Origin of the sequence: Lentzea waywayandensis, assembly GCF_900115955.1 — a bacterium.
GTDB lineage: Bacteria > Actinomycetota > Actinomycetes > Mycobacteriales > Pseudonocardiaceae > Lentzea > Lentzea waywayandensis.
The window spans coordinates 168,747-191,364 of sequence record NZ_FOYL01000011.1 but is presented as its reverse complement, the minus strand read 5'-3'; the positions used below and the strand labels follow the sequence as shown (position 1 = coordinate 191,364).

Here is a 22,618-nt window from a genome sequence, read left to right as displayed (position 1 = left end):
GGAGGGTGTGAACCGAGTTGGACCCGATCACCGCTGTGGTCGTGGCCGTAATCGCGATCTTCGTGCTGACCATCGCCGTCAAGTCGGTGCTGGTCATCCCGCAGGCGCAGGCCGCCGTCATCGAACGCCTCGGCCGCTACCGCAACACCGCGGCACCCGGCCTGAACATCATCGTGCCGTTCATCGACAAGGTGCGGGCCCGCATCGACCTGCGCGAGCAGGTCGTGTCGTTCCCCCCGCAGCCGGTGATCACCCAGGACAACCTCACGGTGTCCATCGACACCGTCGTGTACTTCCAGGTCACCGAACCGCGCTCCGCGGTGTACGAGATCTCCAACTACATCGTCGGCGTCGAGCAGCTCACCATCACCACGCTGCGCAACCTCGTCGGTGGCATGAGCCTGGAGGAGACGCTGACCTCGCGTGACCACATCAACGGTCAGCTGCGCGGCGTCCTCGACGAGGCGACCGGCCGCTGGGGCCTGCGCGTGGCCCGCGTCGAGCTCAAGTCCATCGACCCTCCTCCGTCCATTCAGGACTCGATGGAGAAGCAGATGCGCGCCGACCGCGAGAAGCGCGCCATGATCCTCACCGCCGAGGGCCAGCGGGAGTCGTCGATCAAGACGGCCGAGGGCCAGAAGCAGTCGCAGATCCTCGCCGCCGAGGGCGGCAAGCAGGCCGCGATCCTGTCCGCGGAGGGTGAGCGGCAGTCGCAGATCCTGCGGGCACAGGGTGAGCGCGCGGCCCGCTACCTTCAGGCGCAGGGCCAGGCCAAGGCCATCGAGAAGGTGTTCGCCGCGATCAAGGCGGGCAAGCCCACGCCGGAGGTGCTGGCGTACCAGTACCTGCAGACGTTGCCGCAGATGGCTCAGGGCGACGCGAACAAGGTCTGGATGATCCCGTCCGACTACGGCAAGGCACTCGAAGGGTTCGCCCGCATGCTCGGCGCGCCCGGTGACGACGGCGTGTTCCGCTACGAGCCCCCGGCCACCGACGAGGGTGAGACGGCGCGTCCGGAGGACGAGGACGAGTCGGTCGCCGCCTGGTTCGACCTCAAGTCCGACCCGAAGGTCGCCGAGGCCGTCGCCGCCGCGGAGGCGGTGGCGCGTCAGGAGGTGCCCGGTCCGCTCAGCGGCATGCCGCGTCCGGTCACCCGTTCCTCGCCGCTGCCGGAACTGGCCGGGTCCGACTTCGAGAACGACCAGCCGCGTTCACTGCACCAGCCCGACGAGCAGGTCTGAGCGAAACCGACACACCGAGCGGCCCATCCCGATCACCGGGGTGGGCCGCTCAGTCGTTTCACCAGCGCAAACAGAAAAGTTCAAGAAAATCCGGGGAGCGTGTCGATCGAACGCCCGGCCCGTTCGACCTTGGCGTGAAAGGGTCCACAACGGACCCGCACCAACCCACTGGGAGAGCACATCATGAAGTTCATGCTGATCTGGCGAGCGACCTCCGACGAGGCCTGGGCCAACCTCGGCGAGATCGACTTCGACCAGATGCTCGAGACGGTCGGCAAGTTCAACGAGGAGCTCATCGAGGCCGGCGTGCTGATCGCCGCCGAGGGCCTCGCTCCCGCCGAGGAAGGCGTGGTCGTCGACTTCTCCTCCGAACCGCCCGTCGTCACCGACGGCCCGTACGGCGAGACCAAGGAGCTGTTCAACGGCTTCTACCTGATCAACGTCCCCACCATCGCGGACGCGGTCGAGTGGGCCAAGCGCACCCCGATGACCGCCGCCGGGTTCAAGACCGAGATCCGCCGCGTCCCCACGATCGACGAGTTCCCGCAGGACAACGAGTGGATCAAGAAGGAACGGGCGTGGCGCGAGTCCACCGGCCAGCTCTGATCGCACGTTTGGTTTGATCTGGCCTCATGAGCGACCCCACCGGACGCAAGGCCGTGGCCGCGGTGTGGCGCATCGACTCCGCGAGGATCATCGGTGCGCTCACCCGCTACACCGGCGACTTCGCGCTGGCCGAGGACCTCGCGCAGGAGGCACTGGCCGAAGCGCTGGTGACCTGGCCGCGCGAGGGCGTGCCGAACAACCCGGCGGGCTGGCTGCTCACCGTCGGACGGCGGCGCGCGATCGACGCGTTCCGGCGCCGCAGCGCCCGCGACGAGAAGTACGCCGCGATGGCCCACCACCTGCCCGAAGGCGGCGCGCTCACCGGCGCCGAGCCCGGCCCGGCACCGGACGACGTGCTGTGGGACCCGGACCAGATCGACGACGACACCCTCGCCCTGATGTTCACCTCGTGCCACCCGGTGCTCTCGCGCGAGTCCGGGGTGGCACTGACGTTGCGCGTGATCGGCGGTCTGACCAGCGACGAGATCGCGCGGGCGTTCCTGGTGCCCACGGCGACCGTGCAGGCCCGCATCACGCGCGCCAAGAAGACCCTCGGCGCGGCCGGCGTCCCGTTCGAGGTCCCGCCCGTCGACGAACGTCCCGCGCGCCTGGCCCAAGTTCTGAGCGTGGTCTACCTGATCTTCACCGAGGGCTCCTCGGCCAGCTCCGGTGACGAGGTCATCCGCTTCGACCTGGCCGGGGAGGCGCAACGGCTCGCGCGGATCCTCTCGCGGCTCATGCCCGAGGAGCCCGAGGTCCACAGCCTGCTGGCCCTGCTGGAGCTGACCGCCGCCCGGTTCCCGGCCCGCCGCGGTCCCGACGGCGAGACCGTGCTGCTCGAGGAGCAGGACCGGCGCCGCTGGGACCGCTCCGCCATCGCGCGGGGCCGGGCCGCGCTGGCCAAGGCCACCGACGCCGGTCGCGGCTACGGCTACTACGGGCTTCAGGCCGCGATCGCCGAGTGCCACGCGCTGGCGTCCTCGGTCGAGGAGACGAACTGGGGCCGCATCGTCGCCCTGTACGAGGGGCTGGGCAGTCTCGCGCCGTCCCCGGTCGTCGACCTCAACCGCGCGGTCGCCGTGTCGATGGCCCAGGGACCCGCCGCCGCCCTGCCGATCGTGGACTCCCTCGCCTTGGCCGACGCGTTCAAGGACTCGCACCAGCTACCGGGCGTGCGCGGAGAGTTACTGCGTCGACTCGGGCGGGTCGAGGAGGCCCGCACCGAGCTGGAGCAGGCCATTCGTCTCTGCGGAAACGAGCGTGAACGTGCCGTGCTGACCCGGAAGCTGGCCGAGCTGTAGGCGTTTGGCGACCCAGGGTGAACCTTAAATCCGTTAGGGCGACATCGGTGGCACTCGACCGGGTGACGCGTGAATGATGTTGTGATGGACTCGTTGCCCGCCACCGTGGCCTCCGCGCTCTCCGAGGCCGACGACGAGGGCACCGGCTGGCCCGCGCGGTGGCAGGCACTCACCGCCGTGTCCGTCGAACTGCAGTCGCTGCTGGTCACCGATCCCGGCCCCGAGCTGGTCCCGTTGATCGAGCGGATCGTCACCCAGCTCGCCGACGGTGTCGCCGGCAGCAGACGGCACCGCGTCGAGCTCGCCGAACTGGCCCATCGCGTCCTGACCACCCACGCGCTTGCCTGCGCCCAGACGCGGCCCGACCCGCTGCGCCTGGCCGACTGGCTGCTCGACCTGCAGCTGCAGCACCCCGACGCGCCGGACGTCAGCCTCGCCGCCTACGCCGACGCGCTCGACGACGACGGCCTCGCCCGCTATCGGGAACGGGCGGTGGCGTTGTTCGAACCCCTGGCGGTGATCGGGTTCGGTGAGACCGGCCGCTACGACCGCGCCCGCTGGGCGTTGCTGCGCGTCATGGAAGAGCTCGCCGAGTACACCGAGGACGTCGACCTGCAGCTGCTCGTGCTGTCCAAGGACCTGTCCTCGGGCTGGCACTACCTTCAGGTCGCGACCGTGCTGCGCGACAACGGCCGTTCCGGCGATGCCCTGGAATGGGTCGAACGCGGGCTGCGGGCCGTGGGCGGGCGAGGCGCGGCACTGCGGCTGATCGACCTCGCCGTGGAGGAACACCTGCGCCGGGGCACCCCGCAACGAGCGGTGGAGGTGTGCAAGGAGGCGTTCTTCGCCCGCCCGAACCTCGACGTCTACCTCAAGATCCGCGCGCTGGTCGTGCACACCGACGAGTGGCCGCCGTTGCGCGCGGAGCTGGTGCACCACCTCGTGCAGGACGGCAGCCGGCTCGCGGTCGAGGTCTACCGGCGGGTCGTCGAGGTCGAGCTCGCCCGGCGCGGCATCGAGGAGCAGGACCTGGTCGTCGAATGGCTCGAGCAACTACGCGGCCTGCAGCCCGACGCGTTCGCCGACTACCTGGACCACATCAAGTCGCGGCATGTGGCGGACCGGGAACTGCTCGACGAGTTGTCCACGCGCGGATTCTGACCGATACCGATTCGGATAGTCCGGTCTCGTACTATCCTATTTCGCATGATCGAGGCCGGAGGGGATCCGGTCCGCCCACGGCCGGGCACGCTCCAGCTGGGCGGACACCGACAGCAACGTGCACTCGTCGTGCTGGCGGCCCACGAGCTGCACCGCGAGCGGCAGGCCCGCCGACGTGCGGCCGGCGGGCACCGAGGCGGCCGGGTTGCCGACGATGTTCCACAACGGCAGGAACGTCGTGTAGTGCGACGCCGCGAGCAGCGCCGTGACGACGTTGCGGCCGTCCCACTCGCCCACGCGGATCGGCGGCCGGGTCAGCGCCGGGGTCAGCAGCACGTCCACCGAGGTGAACACCCGGTTCGCGTACGCCGTGAGCGTCGCGTCGTCCTTGGCCGCCCAGCGCACGGCGGCGCGCGGGACGCGGCGGCCCAGCTCACCGACCGCGCGGGTGCGGGCCTCGACGAGGTCGGGGAACTCCATGCCGGTGCGCGCGAGGTAGGCGTTGTGCAGGTAGCGGGCGGCGAACTGGGTGGAGGCGGTGACGTCACGCATCGGCGGGTCCAGGCGCACCACGTCGTGGCCGAGGTCGGTGAGCAGCGCGGCGGTGTCCTGCACGGCGTCGCGGACCTCGTCGGCGACGCCGATGCCCGGACCCCACGGCCGCAGCGACACCCCGATCCGCAGCCGGCCCGGATCGGTGCGCGCGGCCTGCGTGAAGCTCGTGCGCGGCGGGTGGGCGACGTGCGCGTCACCGGGCATGGCGCCGTGGATCTGGTCGGCGACCAACGCCCAGTCCGCCACCGTGCGGGTGATCGGCCCCGCCACGACGAGACCACCCCACATCTCCGGTTCCGGCGACAGCGAGACGCGGCCGCGCTGGGGCTTGAGCCCGAACAACCCCGTCACCGCGGAGGGGATGCGGATGGACCCGGCGCCGTCGGTGCCGATCGCGGCCCCCGCCAGCCCCGCCGCCACCGCCGCGGCCGAACCACCGCTGGAGCCACCGGGGGAATGCGTCAGCGACCACGGGTTGCGCGTCGGCCCCGCCCAGGAGCTCTCGGTGTAGGGCCACAGACCCAGCTCCGGCATGCGGGTGCGGCCGATGATCACCGCCCCGGCCTCGCGCAGCCTCGTGACGATCGCGGAGTCGGCCGGCTGCGGGGTGCGGGCGGCGTTCGTGCCCTTGGTCGTGGGCAGACCTCGCAGCGCGATGTCCTCCTTGACCGCGATCGGCACGCCCAGCAGCGGCAGGTCCTCACCCGCTGCCTTGCGTTCGTCGGCCCTCTCGGCCTCCGCCAGGGCCTGCTCGGCGAAGACCAGCCGGAACGCGTTGAGCCGCGGATCGATCCGCTCGATGCGCCGCAGGTGCTCGGCGATGAGGTCACGCGCGCTCACCTCGCCGGAGCGCACGGCGTGCGCCTGCCTGGCCGCCCCGGCGAAACACAGCTCCGTCAGCTCCATGAACCGACCCTAAGCGCCCACAGGTGATCTACGGAATGGGAGTAGCACGCATGAGAGTCCTCGCGATGGCCGCCGCGGTCCTCGTCGCCGTGAGCACGACCCTGGTGTCGTCGTTGCCCGCGCACGCCTACCCGGACGTCACCCGCGCCGACCTGATCAGCCGGGCCAGGGCGTGGCTGACCGCCGGTCCCGATCACGGCCCGGTGCCCTACAGCCAGCAGTCGAGGTTCGAGGGCTACCGCCAGGACTGCTCCGGCTACGTGTCGATGGCCGCGAAGCTCGACCAGCCCGGCAAGATCACCACCGACCTCGCCGACCGCCTGCACTCCAAGCCGATCTCCCTGGCCGAGCTGCGGTGGGGCGACATCATCGTCAACACCACCGGCAGCACCGCCGACGGCCGTCACGTCGTCATCTTCGAGAAGTGGGCCGACCCCTACCGGACCGCCTACCACGCCTACGAGCAGCGCAGCGTCCACGGCACGACCTACCGCGTCCTGCGCTACGGGCTCTCCCAGACCGACAACTACTGGCCGCGGCGGCTGTTCAACGTGATCGACTGAGACGCCCCTGATGCCCACCGGCTGTCACGGCCGGTGGGCTGAGCGTTGAACAGCGGGTTGAACTCCGCCACTGTCCGGGGCGATGACCCAGGTCACATCATCGAGTCATGTCCCTTCTCTCGCGCTGGCTCACAGCGACCTCCGGTGTTCTGACCGTCGCGGCGGTGACGTGGGGCAGGCGTCGGCTGCCGCCGGGTCCGGCGCCGGAGAGCCTGACGCCGCTGCGGGACATCCGCGCCCGGCTGCTCGCCACCGAGCCCGACGTGCGCCTGGGCGGGCTGCGGGACTGGGTCGAGCACGGGGAGAGCAGCCCGCAGAACCGGCAGCCCGCGCTGGACGTGCTGTGCGAGGCGCTGCGGGAGCTGCCGTGGCCGGGTACCGAGGCCGACCAGCGGTGGCGCAAGGTGCTCCAGGCCTCGCTGGCCGCGCGCCTGCGGCCCGGTCCCGGGTTCTGGCTGGGCAGTGACGTGGACCTGCGGCACACCACGCTGGTCGACTTCGACCTGTCGCAGTGCCGGCTGCGCGACGCCCGGTTCGACGGCACCCGGTTCCTCGGTGACGCGCGGTTCGACCAGTCGACGTTCCTCGGCGCGTTCCAGGCGCGCGGCGCGTTCTTCGGCCGGCACGTGCTGTTCACGCAGTCGGTGTTCGCCCGCGGCCTGGGCCTGCGCGGCTCGACGGTGTGCGGCAACGGCGAGTTCTCGCACATCCACGTCGCCGGCCCGGCGGTGCTCAGCGGGGTGCGGTTCTCGGGCCGTGCGGACTTCACCTGCGCGCGGTTCGGTTCGGAGCTGGACTGCTCGCGGGTGCGGTTCGGTGGGCGGGCGGTGTTCCGCCGCGCCTGGTTCGCCGGTGCCTCGTCGTTCGCGGGCGCGTGGTTCCGGGGCAGGGAGGACTTCGTGGACGCCGCGTTCGGGGGCGAGTCGTCGTTCGACAAGACCCGGTTCGGGCACCGCATTCACGCCGACTGACGACTCACGCTGTCGGGCTTCAGGTGATGGTTGACGATTCGGCTTCACGTGATCCTTGACATCGGACCTAGCCAATCTAGTGGTGCTGGGCGCGCTTGTGCGTGATCACGAGGGTGGTCGTGCGGGGCGCTGTGACCAGTAGGTGGGGTCCGTCGTGGACCTGGATGGTGGTCTCGTCGATCGTCACTGCCAGCGCGTTGCGGGCGTGGTTGCGGCCGACTTGGACGCGTTGGCGGGCGATCATGATGCCGCCGCTGCTGGAGACGATCCGCTCGACCGTGACCGGTGTTGCCGCTGGTGGGATGGGTGGCGGCCCGGCTGGTCGGGCGCTGCGGAGATAGGCGACGGACCTGGTCGTGAGCGGGCTCGGGATCGACCGGAGCAGGGTGCGGTCGGCGTGGTCGAGCGCTGCCATCAGGCCGGCATCGCTGAGAACCTCGTCGTCTCCGAGGCCGCCGTGAACAGGCACGTCGGCAACATCTTCGCCAAGCTGGGCTTCGCCCCCCGGCGACGACCGCAACCGCCGGGTGCTCGCCACCCTCACGTACCTGCGGGACGGAGCCCAGCTGAACCGCCCGTGACCGGTGACCTCCCATTCTCCCGCGGAACGGACGTCCTCTCCTGCCCGGAAAGGAGGCCGCACGGCGATCAGTGCGCCGGTACTGCAAGAATCGGGTGTCATGTGGGGAGAACAAACTCCGCGGTGGATCGATTCCACCCGGTTTCCGGAAGCCGTCATAGCGGCGATCGAGGCCCTTCCTCCGGGTGAGGATCTTTTCGTCGTCAAGGACGGTGTGCCGATCGCGAAGATTTCCGAGGCGAGCGGAACATTCCGCGTCGAAACTCCGAATTCCGACGAAAACCCGTCGGGGACCTACGACGACGTGACCGTCGTGGCCACCGCCATGACGCTGTCGTCGTCCGCGAGATCGACGCTGTCGGCGCAGCTCGGCTCCAACTACATCGTGCTGGACATGTACTCGGCCCCCGCGAGCGCCGAAGTGCTGCTGATCCCGCCGCTCAGCCCGCAGCTGATCGGAAGCCTCCGGCAGATGTTCCCGAAGGCGCGGGTGGTCATCGCGGAGGTCGAGGACAGGGAGCTCGGGGTCGTCTACGAGGGTCCGGTCCGCCGCCTCCTGAACGCCGGTGCCGACGTCTACTTCCCGCCCAACACGATCCCCGGCCTGGCAAAGCAGCTGGACCGCACGATCGTCCAGTTCAACCAGATCGCCGCCGCCGAGACTTCGGCACCGCTGGTCATCGAATCAGCGCAGGACCGCGAGTCCACCGAAAGCGAATAACAAGGCAACGGTCCTGACAAGTATCAGTACCTGACCGGCGGGCCCGCGGGCAAGCTCGGTACGAGCCATGTCCAAATGGTCGATTGTCCTGACGATTCCACGTTTCTGATCTCACCGATTCCGATTTGGTACTTCCGCGCCGGAAACGGCGTCACCACAACCCGGATCGACGATGGCGACGGACAGTGGTTTCCGGAAGCGTGAGCGATGAGTAGCTGCGCGTCGTGCTCGAGTTCGTGCACGAGCCGCCGTGGTCCCCAGGACGGATGGGGGCGCCGGAACTCGCAGATCAGGGCCTCGATCTCGCTCTCGACCTGGTGCGGGCAGGTCTTGGGCCGGTGCGACCGGTCCGCCAGGCCCGCGAGACCTCCAGATCGATACCGCGTGACCCAGGTGTGCACGGATTGCCGCGAGACCCGGTACCTGCCTGCGACTTCGGTGACGGGCACGCCTGCCAGGACTTCCATCACCGCGTGATAGCGCTGTTCGACCACACTGAGCTCCACCAGCATCAGGCCCAGGCCCTCCACCTCGCACGGCGATATCGAGGTGATCGAACCTTTGACCAGCGGTGTCAAGCATCAGGTGGAGCCAACGTCTCAAGCATCAGCCGAAACACGACAACTGACGACTCACGCCGACTGACGACTCCTGTGGTTCGCGACCGCGACGCGGTTCGCGCACTTGGTCGAGCAGAACCGCCTCCTGCCGTTGCGGCTGGTGTCGACGAACACCGTGTCGCAGCCCTCCCGGCCGCACCAGCCGATGCGCTGCGCGTCCTCGCAGAACAACGCCGCCATGCCCGCCGCCGTGTACGCCTTGAGGCGCACGTCGGTCGGCGCGTCCTCGCGGGCGTAGTGCAGGTGCGGGGCGCGTCCGTCGTGGGTGGAGATGTAGTGCGTGGTCGAGGACCGGGCCAGCAGTTCGTTGAGCAGCTCCACGGTCGGCTCGCGGAACACCTGCCGCAGCCGTTCGACCCAGTCTCGTACGTCACGTTCCTGCCGCGCGTCGAGCGAGCCCAGGGGCTTGTAGTCGGAGGCTTTCAGCACGTCGAGCAGCCGATCCGCCGGATCGGCGTTGACCAGCTTCGCGGCGAGCTCGGCGGCCGCCCCGCCGTAAGGGTTGAAATGCACTAGACCATGACATCAGGCTTGGCTCATGATCGCCACCTGCCCCGCCTGCCACTGGCCCTGCACTTCCGTCCTGTCCTCGCACGCCGCGGTCGCCTACGTCCGCTGCGTCTGCGGCCTGTTCCTCGTCGTCGAACGCGGCGTCGTCACCGCGACCGCCGGGACCAGCACGTTCGCCCCGATTCACCACAGCCGTGGTGATCTTGCTAGTGTCCCGGACCGTGAGCCGTCGTGATCTTCTGTGCGACACCGCGATCCAGATCCTCGCGGTGGAAGGCGGCCGGGGCCTGACCCACCGCGCGATCGACCGCGAGGCCGGCGTCCCCATCGGCACCACCAAGAACTACTTCCCGACCCGCGAGTCCATCCTCACCGCGTGCGCCGCCCGCATGACCTCACTGCACCGCGCCGCCGTGCAACGCCTGCGCGAGACCACCCCGGCCGACATCACCGCCACCGACGTCGCCGAGCTCTACCCGGCCCTGCTGCGCCGCGCGGTCGCCGACGACCCGACGCAGATGCTCGCGATGGTCGAGCTCTACCTGGAGGCCGTCCGCCGCCCCGGCGTGCGGGAGGCGCTCTCGGGCATGGTCCTCGCGAACGCCGAGGCCGGCGCCGCCCTGCAACAGGCGGCGGGCCTGCCGTCCACGGTCCGCGACACGGGCCTGCTCGACGCCTACTTCCTGGGCGTCGCGATCTCCCTGCTCGCCCTGCCGACCGAGACCCTCGAGACCGTCGGCCTCAACGACCCGTACGCGCTGGGGATCGGCGTGTTCTCCGCGACCGTGCCTAACGGCGGCCGGTCACCAGAACGGAGATCAGCAGAATCAGGCTGATCACCGCCGGCACCGTGCACGCCACGGCGAGCATGGCCAGCCCGAACTGGTCCCCGCCCTCCGCTGTCGTCGGGACGGTGAGGACCGCCCAGGTGGCGACCCCGCCACCCACCAGCGTGATGGTCCCCAGAATCGCCGCCGCCCGGGCCTTGTGCTTCTTGTGCACCGGCTCACGGGTCGCGTCGAGGCAGTGGGTACCGAGGGCGCCGATGATCGCGCGGCTGTTCTCGGTGAGGCCGTTGAAGTGCAGCAGGGTGCCGTCGGCGAACCGGACGGTGCAGTCGACGTCGGAGCCGGTGTAGGAGTACTCGCCGCGTTCGGCGACGTCGATCGCCCGCACCTCGTCCCACGCCCAGGACCGCCGTACGCCGCCGAGGACGTGCGCGATGCCGTCCTCGTGCAGCTCGATCACCTCGGGTCTGCGCGCCTTGCGCAGCAGGACCACCGAGGCCGGTGCGGTGATGAGGAAGGGGAAGGCGGCGAAGATCAGCCCGTACTGGGCGCCGCCGAGGTCGATCACGAACATCAGGGTCAGCAGGGCGGCGCTCACCAGCGCGATGATCAGCGTGACGCGGCCCAGGACGCGTCTTCGGCCGGTGTCGACGGGGTGCGTGCTGCGCAGGGTGCTCATTCGATCAATTTAGTTGCCCGGCCAGCGCGTCGATCAGTTTTGCGTAGGTCTCGCCGGGCTCGCCCGCGGCGTCGATGACCGTCGTGGCGGGGGTGAGGTAGGCGGTGACGCGGTCGTGGCTGTGCCGGATGACGGTGTCGCCGCCCAGCGCCCCCACCACGTGGTCGATGTGGTGTTCGCGGTCGCGGTAGCGGCGGATCGCGGTCTCGGGTGGGGCGAGCAGGACGAACTCCAGGTAGTCCGCGCCCGCGGAGGCGGCCGCGCCGGCGAACCTGTCGCGTTCGGTGTGGCGCATGATCAGCTGCGGCATCACCACGTCGTTGCCCGAGGCGAGGTGGGTGGCGGCCATGGTGAGCGCGAGCGGGCGGACCAGGCCGACCGCGCCGTGGAAGTCCTCGCGCCAGCCGCCGACGAGCCGGACGATCTCGTCGGCGTCGAGGTTGAGGGTCTTCGGGTGGGCGGCGAGCGTGGACTTGCCGACGCCGGTGGGGCCGTTGAGGTGGATCAGCCGGGGCACTCGATCAACGCTAGCGGCAGACCTGCACCAGCTCGCCGGCCGCCGTGGCGCGTGATCAGCGCGAAACCGCCTAGCGGCAGACCTTCACCAGCTCGTCGATCGCCGTGGCCACCAGCGCGATCGCGATGTCCGGCGACTTCCCGCAACTGGCCGGCCGCGGCGGCACGGGCTGCTCGGTCAGCGCGACCCGCCACTCCCGGCCGTCGTCGTGCCGCACGGTCGCGGAGCCGGAGGTCTCGGCGACGACGGTGAGCACGTCGCGGGTCTCGCCGATCTGCTCGCGGACGGCGACCTCGGCCACCTGACCCCGCGGGGTGAAGCAGGAGCGGCCCCGGCAGCGGTCGGCGACGATGCCCTCGGTGACGACGCGGTGGGCCAGCTGGTGGTCGATTCGTCCGTACAGGTGACCGGTGGGCAGCAGCACGCCGGTGGGCGCGAAGCGGTGGCCGCCGGTGTGGGTGCACTCCCACAGGTTCAGCGCGGTGGCGATCGGGCGGCCGTACAGGGCGCAGCAGACGTCGCGTTTGCTGTTCGTGCAGATCAGCAGCAACGGGTCGGCCACCGGGGTGCCGAAGGCGGTGGAGCGGCCCGCGCCCAGGGCCTCGAAGTCGAGTTCGAGGGCTTCCTCGGGGGCGGTCAGGTCGGTCTGTTCCAGCCAGGAGGCGCCGGGCTTGGTCGAGGCCAGGTACAGGCGCCGGGTCGCGGGGGTGTGGGTGTCGGCGTGCCTGCCGGGGCGGCGGATCAGCAGGATGCGCACGCCCGTGCCGGCGGCGCGGCGCTGGAGTTCGGCGCCCAGTTCGGGGTCGAGGTGGCTCTCCAGCAGGGCGTCGCGGCCCCAGGGGCCCGGCTGTTCCAGGCACAGCCACGCCGTCGCGGTCGCGGCCGTGCCGGCCAGCGGTTCGCCCGCGAAGTCGGAGAGTATCGAGCACCTCATCTGCACACTCTATACGGCCGTTCGGGTGATGACTAAGGACACCCTTACTTAAACTGTGTGACCTTGAACATCAGTGGTTGTTCCACGGAGCGGGGTCTAGGTTTCGTTCATGAACCTCGCGGTGTGGATCGTCTCGGGAGTGCTGGCGGCCCTCTATCTCCTGGCGGGCTTCACCAAGCTGGTCAAGGCCAAACAGGACCTGCTGGCCGAGCCGCGCATGTCCTGGGTCGGTGACTTCACCGACGGGCAGGTCAAGGGCATCGGCGCGGTCGAGATCGCGGGCGCGATCGGGCTGGTGCTGCCCTGGCTGACCGGCATCGCGCCCGTCCTCACCCCGATCGCGGCCCTCGGACTCGCGCTCGTGCAGGTGGGTGCCGCGATCACGCACATCAGGCGCGGCGAAGGCGCCACGGTGCCGGTCAACCTCGTGCTGTGCGCGCTCGCGGTGTTCGTCGCCGTCGTGCGCTTCGGCCAACTCTGATACTGGCCGGCTTTAGCCCTCGAGCTGCCGCACTCGCTCGCGCATCGACGCTTCGAGCCTGGCGCGGTAGCCGAGGAACAGCTTGTTCGCCAGGTAGGGCGCCCAGTTGCCCTGCCTGGCGATGTTGTAGACGCGGTGCCGCACCAGCGCGCCCTCCGGATGGGGGTGCAGCGAGTCCTCGCCGCGGTACCACCAGTCGCCCCAGTAGGCGATCACGCCCTGGTCGCGGTCCACGAGCCGATGCGACCCGGACTCGCCGACGTCGGCGAACATCCGTGCGCGCACGTCCTCCAACGGCGCGTGCACCACGCCGGTCACTTCGAAGAGCAGTCTCATCGGTGTCTGTCCTCCCAGCTGTCGTACCCGCCGACGGTGCCCTCGCCGGTGGCGGTGGCGAACCAGGACAGCCAGGCGCGTTCGGCGCGCAGCATGGCCATCCGGTAGTCGAGCTCGATCCACGCGAGCTGCGGCAGTCCCATGCCCGCGAGCTTCTCCAGCAGCACGGCCAGTGCGGTGAGCTGCTCGGTCACGGCGGCCTCACGTCGCCGCACGACCTCCAGCGCGTCGGACGGGGGCAGCAGGCCGACCATCGAGATCCCGGCCTCGAAGCGCGGGTACTCCCTGGCCGGCTCGGCGATCAGTGAGCGCAGCCAGTCGTGCAGCTCGGCGGTGCCCGCGCCGGTGACGGCGTAGACGGTGCGTTCGGGCCGGTTGCCGGCCTTCTGCACGGCCGAGGCGGTGATCAGCTCGTGGCGGGTCAGCGTCTCCACGACGGTGTAGAGCGAGCCGTAGTTGAGCTTGATGACCTCCTCCTGGTGGCGTTCCCGCATGGTCTGCGCCATCTCGTAGGGGTGCATGGGCCGCTCCGACAGCAGCGCCAGCACCGCGAGGGCCAGGGGGTTCGTGCGCTTGAACGTCATATCCGCTCCCGTATATCCGGCGCCGAGTATACGGGGTTAGGGTGGGCGGTATGACAACGGTGATCACCGGGGGAAGCCGGGGTATCGGTGCCGCGACCGCGCGCAAGCTCGTGCGCGACGGGCACCGGGTCGTGATCAGCTACCGCCAGGCCGCCGGCGAGGCACGGGCGCTGGAGGAGGAACTCGGCGTGCTCGCCGTGCGGGCCGACACCGCCGACGAGGACGACGTGGCGCGCCTGTTCGACGCGGCCGGCGACGACGTCACCGGCGTGGTCAACAACGCGGGCATCACCTCGGCGTCCGGTCCGCTGGCCGAGCTGCGCACCGAGGACCTGCGCCGCGTGGTCGACGTCAACGTCATCGGCGCGTTCTTCGTCGCACGGGAGGCGGCGCGGCGGATGAGCAGCGGTTCGATCGTGAACGTGTCCTCGGGGGCGGCGACGCTGGGCAGTCCGGGGGAGTACGTGCACTACGCCGCCACCAAGGCCGCCGTCGACGCGCTCACGATCGGTCTGGGCAAGGAGCTCGCGCCGCGCGGGATCCGGGTCAACTGCGTGCAGCCCGGCACGATCCGCACGGACATCCACCGGCTCTCCGGCCGGCCCGACCGGCCCGACCGCGTCGCCTCCCGGATCCCGCTGGGCCGCCCCGGCGAGGCCGAGGAGATCGCGAACGCCATCGCGTGGCTGCTCTCGGACGAGGCCTCGTACACGACGGGCACGATCCTGCGGGTGGCCGGCGGCATGTGAGCCGCCGTGAAGGTGTGGCCTTTCGCCTCTGCGGGCGGTGTTCACGCTGCCCCTAAGCTTCTCCGTCATGTCCGCGCCCACGCTCACCGACTTCGTGCTCGCCAACACGACGCTGGCCCCGGTGCCGCTGGTGCCCGAGGTGCTGCTGCACAGCGCGGCCGAGGCGATGGACCTGTGGGAGCTCACCCACCACGACCAGCCGCCGTTCTGGGCGTTCCCGTGGGCGGGTGGCCAGGCCCTGGCCCGGCACCTGCTCGACAACTCCGGGCTGGTGCGCGACAAGAAGGTGTTCGACCTCGCCTCGGGTTCCGGCCTGGTCGCGATCGCCGCGGCGCTGGCCGGGGCGGACTCGGTGACCGCCAACGACATCGACCCCCTGGCGCTGGCGGCCGTGGAGCTCAACGCCGTCGCGAACGTCGTCACGGTGAGCACGCTGGGCGGTGACCAGCTCGACAGCGACGCCCACGGCGCCGACGTGGTGCTGGCCGGTGACGTGTTCTACGACGCGGAGATCACCGCGCTGGTGCTGCCGTTCCTGGCCAGGGCCGCCGCGCGCGGCGCGCTGGTGCTGCTCGGGGACCCGGACCGCGCGCACCTGCCACACGACCGGTTCACCGCGCAGGCCCGCTACGAGGTGCCGGTGCCGTTGACGCTGGAGAGCACCGAGACCCGCAGCGCCACGGTCTGGCGCGCCTAGTCGGTGACCAGGCAGAACGGGTGCCCGGCGGGGCCGGTGCAGACGCGGAACCCGATGCTCTTCGGTGCGCCTTCGAGCAGCGCGGCGCCCAGTGCCGGCACGTGCGGTTCGGACTCGGCGGGGTCGGTGACCATGACGTCGAGGCGCATCTGCCGCGGGTGCTCCTGGCCGGGCCGGCTATCCGACGGAGATGGCCTGGAGCTTGGCCCTCAGGTACTCGCCGCCCACCACCTCGGGGTGGCGGCCGTCGAGTGACACGATCCGCGCGTCGTGGTCGGTGTTGTAGAAGAAGATCAACGACACCAGGTCCTCGTCGGGCGCGGAGGCGTCGGGTGGCAGGACGCGGTGCGGGGTGGAGCGCCACCGGTCGGAGGTCCAGCGGGCCATCAGGTCGCCGATGTTGACGGTGAAGGCGGCCGGGTCGAACGGCGCGTTCTCCCACACCCCGTCGAGCGTGCGGACCTGCAGGCCGCCCACGCCGTGCTGGCGGTCCAGGATCGTGACGGTGCCGAAGTCGGTGTGCTCGCCGATGCGGAACTGCCCCGGCCCGGCGGGCCCGACCTGCCGCAGCGGCGGGTAGTGGTTGACGTTGAGCGTGTACGAGGCGTTGCCGGTGTACTGGGTGAACCGGGTCCCGGGTTCGCCCAGGGCGACCGCGAAGATCGTCAGCAGCTCGTCGGACAGCGCCCGCATCCGCGCCACGTAGTCGGTCACGGCCGCCTCGAGACCCGGCACCTGGGCGGGGAAGACGTTGGGACGGAAGAAGAACGGGTCGCCGCCCGCGGGGTCGTCCGAGCCGAACGCCAGCGTCTCCTTCAGGTCCGGCGGCGCCATCGCCCCGTCCGCGCGTCCGGTCGCCTGCACGTCGGGCGGCAACCAGCCCCGTCCGCCCGTGCGCACCGCGTAGGGCTGCTTGTCGGGGGTGGGCAGGGCGAAGAACTCCCTGGTCAGGGATCGGGTCCGGGCGCGCAGCTCGTCCGGGACGCCGTGCCCGGTGATCAGCAGGAACCCCGACTCGCGCAGCGCCGCGTCGACGCGGCCCGCCACCTCGGCACGGCGCGTGCCGTCGAACCATCCGGACAAGTCCACCAGCGGAACACCCATGCCTGCACTCCTACCGCCACCCCTGGCCGCGCGCCAGCCGGTTAACCCAGCCGTTCCACCACGAACGCCGTGAGGAACCCGGCGGTGGTGCACAGTCCGGTGTACAGGCGGGCGCGTGCAAAGGCCTCGGGGATCATGGTGTCCGCGATCATCGCCAGGATCGCTCCCGCCGCGACGGCCGTGATCACGGCGATGAGCTGCGGTGACGCGCCGTCGAGCAGCAGGTTGCCCAGCGCCGCGGACAGCCCGCTCGCGACCGCGATCGCACCCCACACCCCGAACACGTAGCGGGGTCCGCGGCCGGCCTGCCTCATGCCGGCGACGCTGGAGAGCCCCTCGGGGACGTTGGAGATGACCACCGCCGCGAGCATCGCCACCCCGACCCCGCCGCCACTGAGCAGGGACACGCCCAGCACGACCGACTCGGGAATGCCGTCGAGCAGCGCGCCCACGGCGATCGCGGTGCCGCTACCGGCCTGGTCGGTCTCGGTCGGCTGGTTGCTGCTGCGCTTGCGATGCCGCGCCCCGTGCCGGGCGAGCAGCAGGTTCGCCAGCACGTAGCCGACCGCGCCGCCGAGGAACCCGGCCGAGGTGGCGAGCAGGCCGCCGGTCTTCTCCGCCTCGTCCATCAGCTCGAACGCCGCCGCCGCGGTCAGCACGCCCGCGCCGAACGCCATCACCACGGCCACGACGTCGCGGGGCACGCGCAGGAACCAGGCGACGAGCGCGCCCGCCACGAGCGCACCGCCGCCTGCCAGTCCCCAGATCCCTGCTTCCACCCACTGCGGCACCACTACATCTTGGCGAAGAACACCTTCAGGTCGCCCGCCAGCAGTTCCGGCGAGTCGTGTCCGGAGTAGTGCCCGCCCCGCTCGAACTCCGACCAGTGCACCAGGTTGTGGTGATCGCGCTCGGCGAAGCGGCGGATGGTCTGGAAGTCGTCGGGGAAGATCGCGACGCCCATCGGTACCGTCGTCGGCTCGGCCGGCTGGTCCTCGCGGTGCGCGTCCTCGAAGTACAGCCGCGCACTCGACCCCGCGGTGGCGGTGAACCAGTAGATCGCCACGTTCGCGAGCAGGAAGTCCTTCGTGACCGCCGGTTCGCCCATCAGCTGCATCGTCCAGGCGAGCTGACCGACGGGGGAGTCCGCGAGCGCGAACGCCACGTTCTGCGGCCGCGCCTGCTGAAGCTTCGCGTACCCGGACATGGTCTCCCAGAAGTTCTGCAGCACCCCGAGGCGGCGGTAGTCGTCCTCGGTCAGGCCCTCCATCTCGGCCGGGTCACCCGAGGGGAAGGAGAAGATCTGCGTCACGTGCACGCCGACCACGTGCGCGGGGTCGACCTGCCCCAGTTGCGGCGCGATGATCGCCCCCGCGTCGTTGCCGTGCACCCCGTAGCGCTGGTAGCCCAGCCGTGCCATCAGCTCCGCGAACGCCTTCGCGATCCGCCCGGAGTGCCAGCCGGTCTCGGTGGTCGGCCCGGAGAACCCGAAGCCGGGGATCGAGGGGATGACCAGGTGGTGGTCCTCGCGCAGGTGCTCGATGACGTCCACGAACTCCATGACCGAGCCGGGCCAGCCGTGGATCAGCATGATCGGCAACGCGTCCGGGTTCGGGCTCGTGACGTGCAGGAAGTGAACGTTCGTGCCGTCGATCTCGGTGACGAACTGCGGGAAGGAGTTGAGCCTGGCCTCCACGGCCCGCCAGTCGAACTCCCCGGCCCAGTACCGCGCCATCTCCTTGACGTCCGCGACGTCGTCCCCGTAGAGCGAACCGGCCCCCGGCACCTGGTCGGTCCACCGCGTGCGCGTCAGACGAAGCCGCAACTCGTCGATGTCGGCGTCGTCGATCGCGATGTGGAATTCCCTGATCTCCGTCATAACCCGAGGCTAACGATGCTTGCGGCCAGCCTCTGTCCTAAAGTGTCGGTCCATGTTGGAAACCTCGGCGCGCTTGCTGCGCCTGCTGGCCCTGTTGCAGTCACGCCGCGACTGGCAGGGCAGCGAACTGGCCGACGAGCTGCGGATCAGCCCCCGCACCGTCCGCCGCGACGTCGACCGCCTGCGCGAGCTCGGCTACCCGGTCAACGCCACCACGGGTTCGTTCGGCGGCTACCGCCTCGGCGCCGGCGCCGAACTCCCGCCCCTGCTGCTCGACGACAACGAGGCCGTGGCCGTAGCGGCCGCCCTGCGCACCAACGCCGTCACGGGCCTGGAAGAGGTCTCCCTGCGCGCGTTGCTCAAGCTGGAACAGGTCCTGCCCTCGCGCCTGCGCCACCGCGTCTCCGCCCTGGAACAGATCGAATCCGTTCCCCGCGACTCACCGGCCCCCGCCCTGGACCCGGAACTGCTGACGGTCCTGGCCGCCGCCTGCCGCGACAGCGACACCCTCCGCTTCGACTACAACGCCCACGACGGCACCCCCACCCGCCGCCGCGTGGAACCCCACCGCCTGGTCAACTGGGGCCGCCGCTGGTACCTCGTGGCCTGGGACGCCGACAAACAGGACTGGCGCAGCTTCCGCGTCGACCGCATCACCCCACCCCAACCCCCTTTCGGCCCGCGCTTCACCCCACGAGACCTCGACGCCACCACCTACGTCGCCTCCCGCGTCACCCAAGCCGCCTGGCGCTTCCAGGCCCGCGTCCTCGTCCACGCCCCGGCCGACGCCGTCGCCGCCCGCATCAACGCCGCCATCGGCACCGTCGAAGCGGTCGATTCGGAGTCGTGCGTCCTCGTGACCGGCTCCGACTCCGTCGAAACGCTCGCCGTGTGGATCGGCATGCTCGGCTTCGACTTCGACGTCACCTCACCACCGGAGCTGGTCGCACACGTTCGCTCTCTTGCGGCCCGCTACGCCCGCGCCGTACAAGACTGACCATGGCCATCACCGGACGGGACATCGAGCACCTGCTCTACACCGAGACGCCCGACCCGATCCTGGTCCTGCAGGACGGGGCGACGGAGATCGTGGCCGCCGCCGATCTCGGGGGACGTCCTGGCGCGATCGTGGTGTGTTCGCGCAGTGAGTTGCTGCGGCGGGTGGGGGAGCGCGACCTCAGTGAGAAGGAGCTGGCGGCGATTGCGGAGACTCTGGCGGCTGCCATTCAAAACCCTGCTCAGCGGCCGCCGCTCTGGCCCGCTTGACCAGATCGGGCCTGCGCTGGAAGACCTCCTGGAGCTCACGGTTGGCGAGATAGTCCTCCAAGACGGCCGCCTGGGCGTCCTCGAATCGAAAGCCCTGCTCGGACAACCTCAGCCAGGCCTCCAGACACGCGACGTCGTGCCACCCGGCCCCCGCCCCCGGCATCAGGTCGAAGATCGCCAGATCGTCGGCTCCGCGACCAAGCCGGGTGCCACCCTCGATCACGATCAGCTCCATGGCCGTGTCGGCCTCGGCGAGCCGCCGCAGCGCCGGAACGCAGTTCTCGACCGGTGTCGCCGCCAGTTCGATCAACGCCGCGGTCACCTCGATGTTCTGCGACGACGCCAGTGGCGTGACCGCGTCCCGCAAGGTCACGCTGACCTCGTCCAAGGTGACGTACGGTTCCGCCATCAGCAGCCAGTCCGCCGGCCTCTCCGGGCTGCGGTTGCTCAGGCTCACCGCGAAATGCCGGTCGGTATCGCGCTTCACCCAGAACCAGGTCACCACGCTGCCCCACTCGGCCGCTGACAGGCGGGACTTCCAGAACAGCGTCAGCCGCCGCCAGTCGTCCAGGGTCAGCCCCAGCTCGTCGGCGTGGCAGGACACCCGCAGGACCAGCACGAGCACGACGAGGTTCAGCAGGTACTTGGCGTCTCGCACCGAGTCCGGCAACGGCACCGGCGCATAGCCACCCCGTGACCTCCGCGTCTCGTCGCGCGCCCCGAGCAGCCGCACCACCAGATCCGCCAGGCCGTGCCGGTCGGACGTCTGCGCGAACTCCCGCAGGAAGTCCAGCACCGGCTTGCTCGTCGTCAACGCCGCACAGGACAGCACCGAGTAGAGCTCGGAGTCGTCCGCCGCGGACTTCCGCTTGGACCGCGCCCGATCTTCCTCGCGCAGCTCCAGCAGCCTGGCCCAGACGAAACGCGCCACCAGGTACTCACCGAACGTCGCGTGCAGGAACTCGTAGGTCCGGAGCTTGGTCTTGTCCTCTCGTACCGCCTCCGTCTTCTGCACGAAGAAGAACCGCCCCAGCACCGTCTCGCCGGCCGAGAGAGGGGTGCGGGTACCCGTGCGTCGCTCCGGGGAACCGAGATCGAGCAGCTGAGCCAGATCAGACGTGACCTGGTGCTCGGCGACCCACTGCGCGCCGCGGTTGAACATCCCCAGCGCCACCACCGACAGGCGCTCGAGCTCGAACTCGACGTCATCGTCCAGATCGGCATCCGACCGGTCGGTCTCGTCCTTGGTCACCTCACGTCGTGCGAACCGGGCAAGCAGCCGCTCGTACAACTGGCCCTGGCTCATGCTCAGGTGATCACGCTGGAACGAACTGTCCACCGCGTCGTAGAGCGCCAGCATCAGCAACAGAAGGGGTTGCGACGCGAGATCGGGGTACTGCAGCACGGTCTGCGCGGGCAACGGCGTGTTGACCGCGTTCCACACGTCCAGCCACCCCCGCACCTGGTCCTCGGAGAACGGCAGCAACCGCACGACATGCGTGCCAGGGGGTAACTCGAGCCCGGCGCACACACTGATCCGGCTGGTCACCACGAACACCGCGGGCCTGCCCATCCCGATGAGCGTCTGCTGGAACTCGGCGATCACGGTCAGGTACCGCGACTGGCTCACGCCGGTCGACTGCAGCAGCTCGTCGAACCCGTCCAGCACCACCACGGGCAGCGCCCCACCGGCCTTGCGCGAGAACTCGGCCCAGCTCACCGGCTCGTGCAACAGCGTGTGAAGACCGTGCTCGATCTGCCGCTTCAGGTCGGCGTCCACCGGAGTGCCGCGCAGCTCCACCCGCACCACCGCGAAGTCCGAAGCCGGCAGCCTGGCCGCGAGCATCTCGGTCAGCACGGACTTGCCCGACCCCGGATCACCGAGGACGAGCAGCGGGGCGGACAACGCCTCCGGCGAGGTCAGGTAACCCACCAGGTAGGCGTGGAGATCATCGTGGACCGCCACGTCGTCCCACCACGCGAGCAGCGAGGGTGACGCACCCTGCTCCGTGCCGATCACCACCTGAAACCGCGGATCGACGTAGGCGTCGGCCAAACTCGGGATGCGCACCCCCTCAGGCACCTCGGCCGCTTTCACCAACGGCCGCGACAGCGCGCCGCGATAGGCGCCGGCCAACTCGGCCAGCCGCAACTCGGGCACCAGGTCGGCGGTGGTCTCGCGCAGCACGTCTTCGAGCCGGACCAGCGCCTTGCGCACCGACCGGCCGTCCTCGATCGCGCACCAGAACCGGATCTCGGGATACTCGGCGGCGAGCTGTCCTAGAAGTTCCTGGTACTTCTCGAGCGCCCGGGCCGGGACAACGAGCCTGGCCGTGTGCTGGAGTCGATCGCGCCCGGTCTCATCGAGTGCGTCCCAGGCCACCAGCCCTGTCAGCGCATCGGACAACACGCGGCCGAGATCGTGGTAGACCGCTCGCAGGCCCCACAGATTCTCCTCGTACGGGCGGCCGGCGGACGGCAGCGGAAGATCGCGGGTCCACGGGTTGAACTCCGCCACCAGGTCGCGGTCCGCGAGGGTCAGCGGCACGCGGACCTGCTGTTCCTCGAACGCCTCGAAGAACGCGGTCATCACCAGGACGGCGTGCGCGGCGTGCAGCTGCTGCGTGCGGGTGTAACGGCTCACGCCCCGGTGCTTCGCGGAGATCTTGGAGATCAGCTCGTTGCTCAGGCGGATGAAGTCCGGCTTGGCGTCGAAGAGGTCGAGCACCTCCCACAGCCCCAGCGAGCCGACCAGAAGCGCGCCGCCCAGGACCTTGTCCATGGCGGCGATGACCGGGTGGTCGCGGCCGCCGAGGATCTTGACGGCCTCGTTGTAGCTGTAGGTCTTTCGCACCCGAAATGTCTACCT

At 70.2% G+C, this 22,618-nt stretch carries 26 protein-coding genes and 1 pseudogene; 13 read left to right on the top strand and 14 right to left on the bottom strand.

The window, feature by feature from the left end; all coding sequences use genetic code 11:
- Positions 1 to 17 precede the first annotated feature (17 nt).
- The 4 genes from BM417_RS34450 (at position 18) to BM417_RS34435 (ending at position 4,309) form a co-directional block, all read left to right on the top strand.
- Positions 18 to 1,241 (top strand): SPFH domain-containing protein, encoded by a 1,224-nt coding sequence (locus BM417_RS34450; RefSeq protein ID WP_093603166.1) that lies wholly within the window; start codon positions 18 to 20, stop codon positions 1,239 to 1,241.
- Between the two features lie 183 nt (positions 1,242 to 1,424).
- Positions 1,425 to 1,847 (top strand): YciI family protein, encoded by a 423-nt coding sequence (locus BM417_RS34445; RefSeq protein WP_093603164.1) that lies wholly within the window; start codon positions 1,425 to 1,427, stop codon positions 1,845 to 1,847.
- A gap of 26 nt (positions 1,848 to 1,873) precedes the next feature.
- Positions 1,874 to 3,148, top strand: a complete 1,275-nt coding sequence (locus tag BM417_RS34440; protein ID WP_093603162.1) for an RNA polymerase sigma factor — start codon at positions 1,874 to 1,876, stop codon at positions 3,146 to 3,148.
- A 69-nt stretch (positions 3,149 to 3,217) separates the two neighbouring features.
- Entirely contained in the window at positions 3,218 to 4,309 is a 1,092-nt protein-coding gene (locus BM417_RS34435) for a hypothetical protein (RefSeq protein WP_177320747.1), read from the top strand.
- Positions 4,310 to 4,345: 36 nt separating this feature from the next.
- On the opposite strand, the gene BM417_RS34430 is transcribed toward BM417_RS34435, so the two are convergent.
- Positions 4,346 to 5,770, bottom strand: a complete 1,425-nt coding sequence (locus BM417_RS34430; protein WP_093603158.1) for an amidase — start codon at positions 5,768 to 5,770, stop codon at positions 4,346 to 4,348.
- Between the two features lie 50 nt (positions 5,771 to 5,820).
- On the opposite strand from BM417_RS34430, the gene BM417_RS34425 reads away from it, so the two are divergent.
- Together BM417_RS34425 and BM417_RS34420 are read left to right on the top strand one after the other, a co-directional pair.
- Positions 5,821 to 6,333, top strand: coding sequence for a C40 family peptidase (locus tag BM417_RS34425; protein WP_143138914.1), 513 nt, complete (start codon positions 5,821 to 5,823; stop codon positions 6,331 to 6,333).
- Between the two features lie 107 nt (positions 6,334 to 6,440).
- Entirely contained in the window at positions 6,441 to 7,304 is an 864-nt protein-coding gene (locus BM417_RS34420; protein WP_093603154.1) for a pentapeptide repeat-containing protein, read from the top strand.
- A 76-nt stretch (positions 7,305 to 7,380) separates the two neighbouring features.
- Here BM417_RS34420 and BM417_RS34415 read toward each other — a convergent pair whose 3' ends face one another.
- Positions 7,381 to 7,773, bottom strand: coding sequence for a hypothetical protein (locus BM417_RS34415; RefSeq protein ID WP_093603152.1), 393 nt, complete (start codon positions 7,771 to 7,773; stop codon positions 7,381 to 7,383).
- Positions 7,774 to 8,188: 415 nt separating this feature from the next.
- Between BM417_RS34415 and BM417_RS34410 the strand changes: the two genes are divergently transcribed.
- A complete protein-coding gene (locus BM417_RS34410) occupies positions 8,189 to 8,605 on the top strand; it encodes a hypothetical protein (RefSeq protein ID WP_245822348.1) in 417 nt (138 codons plus the stop codon).
- A 23-nt stretch (positions 8,606 to 8,628) separates the two neighbouring features.
- Here BM417_RS34410 and BM417_RS49440 read toward each other — a convergent pair whose 3' ends face one another.
- The gene (locus tag BM417_RS49440) at positions 8,629 to 9,117 is read right to left on the bottom strand and encodes a helix-turn-helix domain-containing protein (RefSeq protein ID WP_407656192.1); all 489 of its coding nucleotides are present in this window, start codon (positions 9,115 to 9,117) and stop codon (positions 8,629 to 8,631) included.
- Between the two features lie 120 nt (positions 9,118 to 9,237).
- Positions 9,238 to 9,738, bottom strand: coding sequence for a CGNR zinc finger domain-containing protein (locus tag BM417_RS34400; RefSeq protein ID WP_093603148.1), 501 nt, complete (start codon positions 9,736 to 9,738; stop codon positions 9,238 to 9,240).
- Between the two features lie 25 nt (positions 9,739 to 9,763).
- Between BM417_RS34400 and BM417_RS34395 the strand changes: the two genes are divergently transcribed.
- Both BM417_RS34395 and BM417_RS34390 read left to right on the top strand, forming a co-directional pair.
- Positions 9,764 to 9,970: a hypothetical protein gene (locus tag BM417_RS34395; protein ID WP_093603146.1), complete on the top strand. Its 207-nt coding sequence runs from the start codon at positions 9,764 to 9,766 to the stop codon at positions 9,968 to 9,970.
- Positions 9,957 to 10,571: a TetR/AcrR family transcriptional regulator gene (locus tag BM417_RS34390; protein WP_245822347.1), complete on the top strand. Its 615-nt coding sequence runs from the start codon at positions 9,957 to 9,959 to the stop codon at positions 10,569 to 10,571. Before BM417_RS34395 ends, BM417_RS34390 begins: the two co-directional genes overlap by 14 nt.
- Here the strand turns inward: BM417_RS34390 and BM417_RS34385 are convergent.
- The 3 genes from BM417_RS34385 to BM417_RS34375 all read right to left on the bottom strand — a co-directional run bounded on the left by BM417_RS34385 (position 10,525) and on the right by BM417_RS34375 (position 12,653).
- On the bottom strand, positions 10,525 to 11,202 hold the full coding sequence (locus BM417_RS34385; RefSeq protein ID WP_093603144.1) for a hypothetical protein: 678 nt from the start codon (positions 11,200 to 11,202) through the stop codon (positions 10,525 to 10,527). The two genes, BM417_RS34390 and BM417_RS34385, sit on opposite strands and share 47 nt — an antisense overlap.
- Positions 11,203 to 11,206: 4 nt before the next feature.
- Entirely contained in the window at positions 11,207 to 11,719 is a 513-nt protein-coding gene (locus BM417_RS34380; RefSeq protein WP_093603142.1) for an AAA family ATPase, read from the bottom strand.
- A gap of 70 nt (positions 11,720 to 11,789) precedes the next feature.
- Positions 11,790 to 12,653 carry a sucrase ferredoxin gene (locus tag BM417_RS34375; protein WP_093603140.1) on the bottom strand — a complete coding sequence of 288 codons (864 nt, stop codon included), beginning with the start codon at positions 12,651 to 12,653 and terminating at the stop codon, positions 11,790 to 11,792.
- Positions 12,654 to 12,762: 109 nt separating this feature from the next.
- Here BM417_RS34375 and BM417_RS34370 point away from each other — a divergent pair, with 109 nt between their 5' ends.
- Entirely contained in the window at positions 12,763 to 13,134 is a 372-nt protein-coding gene (locus tag BM417_RS34370) for a DoxX family protein (protein WP_093603138.1), read from the top strand.
- A 12-nt stretch (positions 13,135 to 13,146) separates the two neighbouring features.
- On the opposite strand, the gene BM417_RS34365 is transcribed toward BM417_RS34370, so the two are convergent.
- Positions 13,147 to 13,470: a hypothetical protein gene (locus BM417_RS34365; RefSeq protein WP_093603136.1), complete on the bottom strand. Its 324-nt coding sequence runs from the start codon at positions 13,468 to 13,470 to the stop codon at positions 13,147 to 13,149.
- A complete protein-coding gene (locus tag BM417_RS34360; RefSeq protein WP_093603134.1) occupies positions 13,467 to 14,054 on the bottom strand; it encodes a PadR family transcriptional regulator in 588 nt (195 codons plus the stop codon). Before BM417_RS34360 ends, BM417_RS34365 begins: the two co-directional genes overlap by 4 nt.
- Positions 14,055 to 14,104: 50 nt before the next feature.
- Between BM417_RS34360 and BM417_RS34355 the strand changes: the two genes are divergently transcribed.
- Both BM417_RS34355 and BM417_RS34350 read left to right on the top strand, forming a co-directional pair.
- Positions 14,105 to 14,803, top strand: a complete 699-nt coding sequence (locus BM417_RS34355; RefSeq protein ID WP_093603132.1) for an SDR family NAD(P)-dependent oxidoreductase — start codon at positions 14,105 to 14,107, stop codon at positions 14,801 to 14,803.
- A gap of 67 nt (positions 14,804 to 14,870) precedes the next feature.
- Positions 14,871 to 15,500: a class I SAM-dependent methyltransferase gene (locus BM417_RS34350; RefSeq protein WP_093603130.1), complete on the top strand. Its 630-nt coding sequence runs from the start codon at positions 14,871 to 14,873 to the stop codon at positions 15,498 to 15,500.
- Here the strand turns inward: BM417_RS34350 and BM417_RS48140 are convergent.
- The 4 genes and pseudogenes from BM417_RS48140 to BM417_RS34335 form a co-directional block, all read right to left on the bottom strand.
- Positions 15,497 to 15,655 (bottom strand): annotated as a pseudogene (locus tag BM417_RS48140) (VOC family protein); the annotation flags it as partial. The gene BM417_RS34350 and the pseudogene BM417_RS48140 sit on opposite strands and share 4 nt — an antisense overlap.
- Positions 15,656 to 15,677: 22 nt before the next feature.
- Complete coding sequence (locus BM417_RS34345; RefSeq protein WP_093603128.1) at positions 15,678 to 16,604, bottom strand: isopenicillin N synthase family dioxygenase; 927 nt, start codon at positions 16,602 to 16,604, stop codon at positions 15,678 to 15,680.
- 41 nt (positions 16,605 to 16,645) lie between these two features.
- On the bottom strand, positions 16,646 to 17,395 hold the full coding sequence (locus BM417_RS34340) for a ZIP family metal transporter (RefSeq protein ID WP_093603413.1): 750 nt from the start codon (positions 17,393 to 17,395) through the stop codon (positions 16,646 to 16,648).
- 2 nt (positions 17,396 to 17,397) lie between these two features.
- A complete protein-coding gene (locus tag BM417_RS34335; RefSeq protein WP_093603126.1) occupies positions 17,398 to 18,483 on the bottom strand; it encodes an epoxide hydrolase family protein in 1,086 nt (361 codons plus the stop codon).
- 52 nt (positions 18,484 to 18,535) lie between these two features.
- Here BM417_RS34335 and BM417_RS34330 point away from each other — a divergent pair, with 52 nt between their 5' ends.
- Positions 18,536 to 19,480: a helix-turn-helix transcriptional regulator gene (locus BM417_RS34330; RefSeq protein WP_093603124.1), complete on the top strand. Its 945-nt coding sequence runs from the start codon at positions 18,536 to 18,538 to the stop codon at positions 19,478 to 19,480.
- Positions 19,481 to 19,660: 180 nt separating this feature from the next.
- Here BM417_RS34330 and BM417_RS34325 read toward each other — a convergent pair whose 3' ends face one another.
- On the bottom strand, positions 19,661 to 22,603 hold the full coding sequence (locus BM417_RS34325; RefSeq protein WP_093603122.1) for an NACHT domain-containing protein: 2,943 nt from the start codon (positions 22,601 to 22,603) through the stop codon (positions 19,661 to 19,663).
- Positions 22,604 to 22,618: the final 15 nt, after the last annotated feature.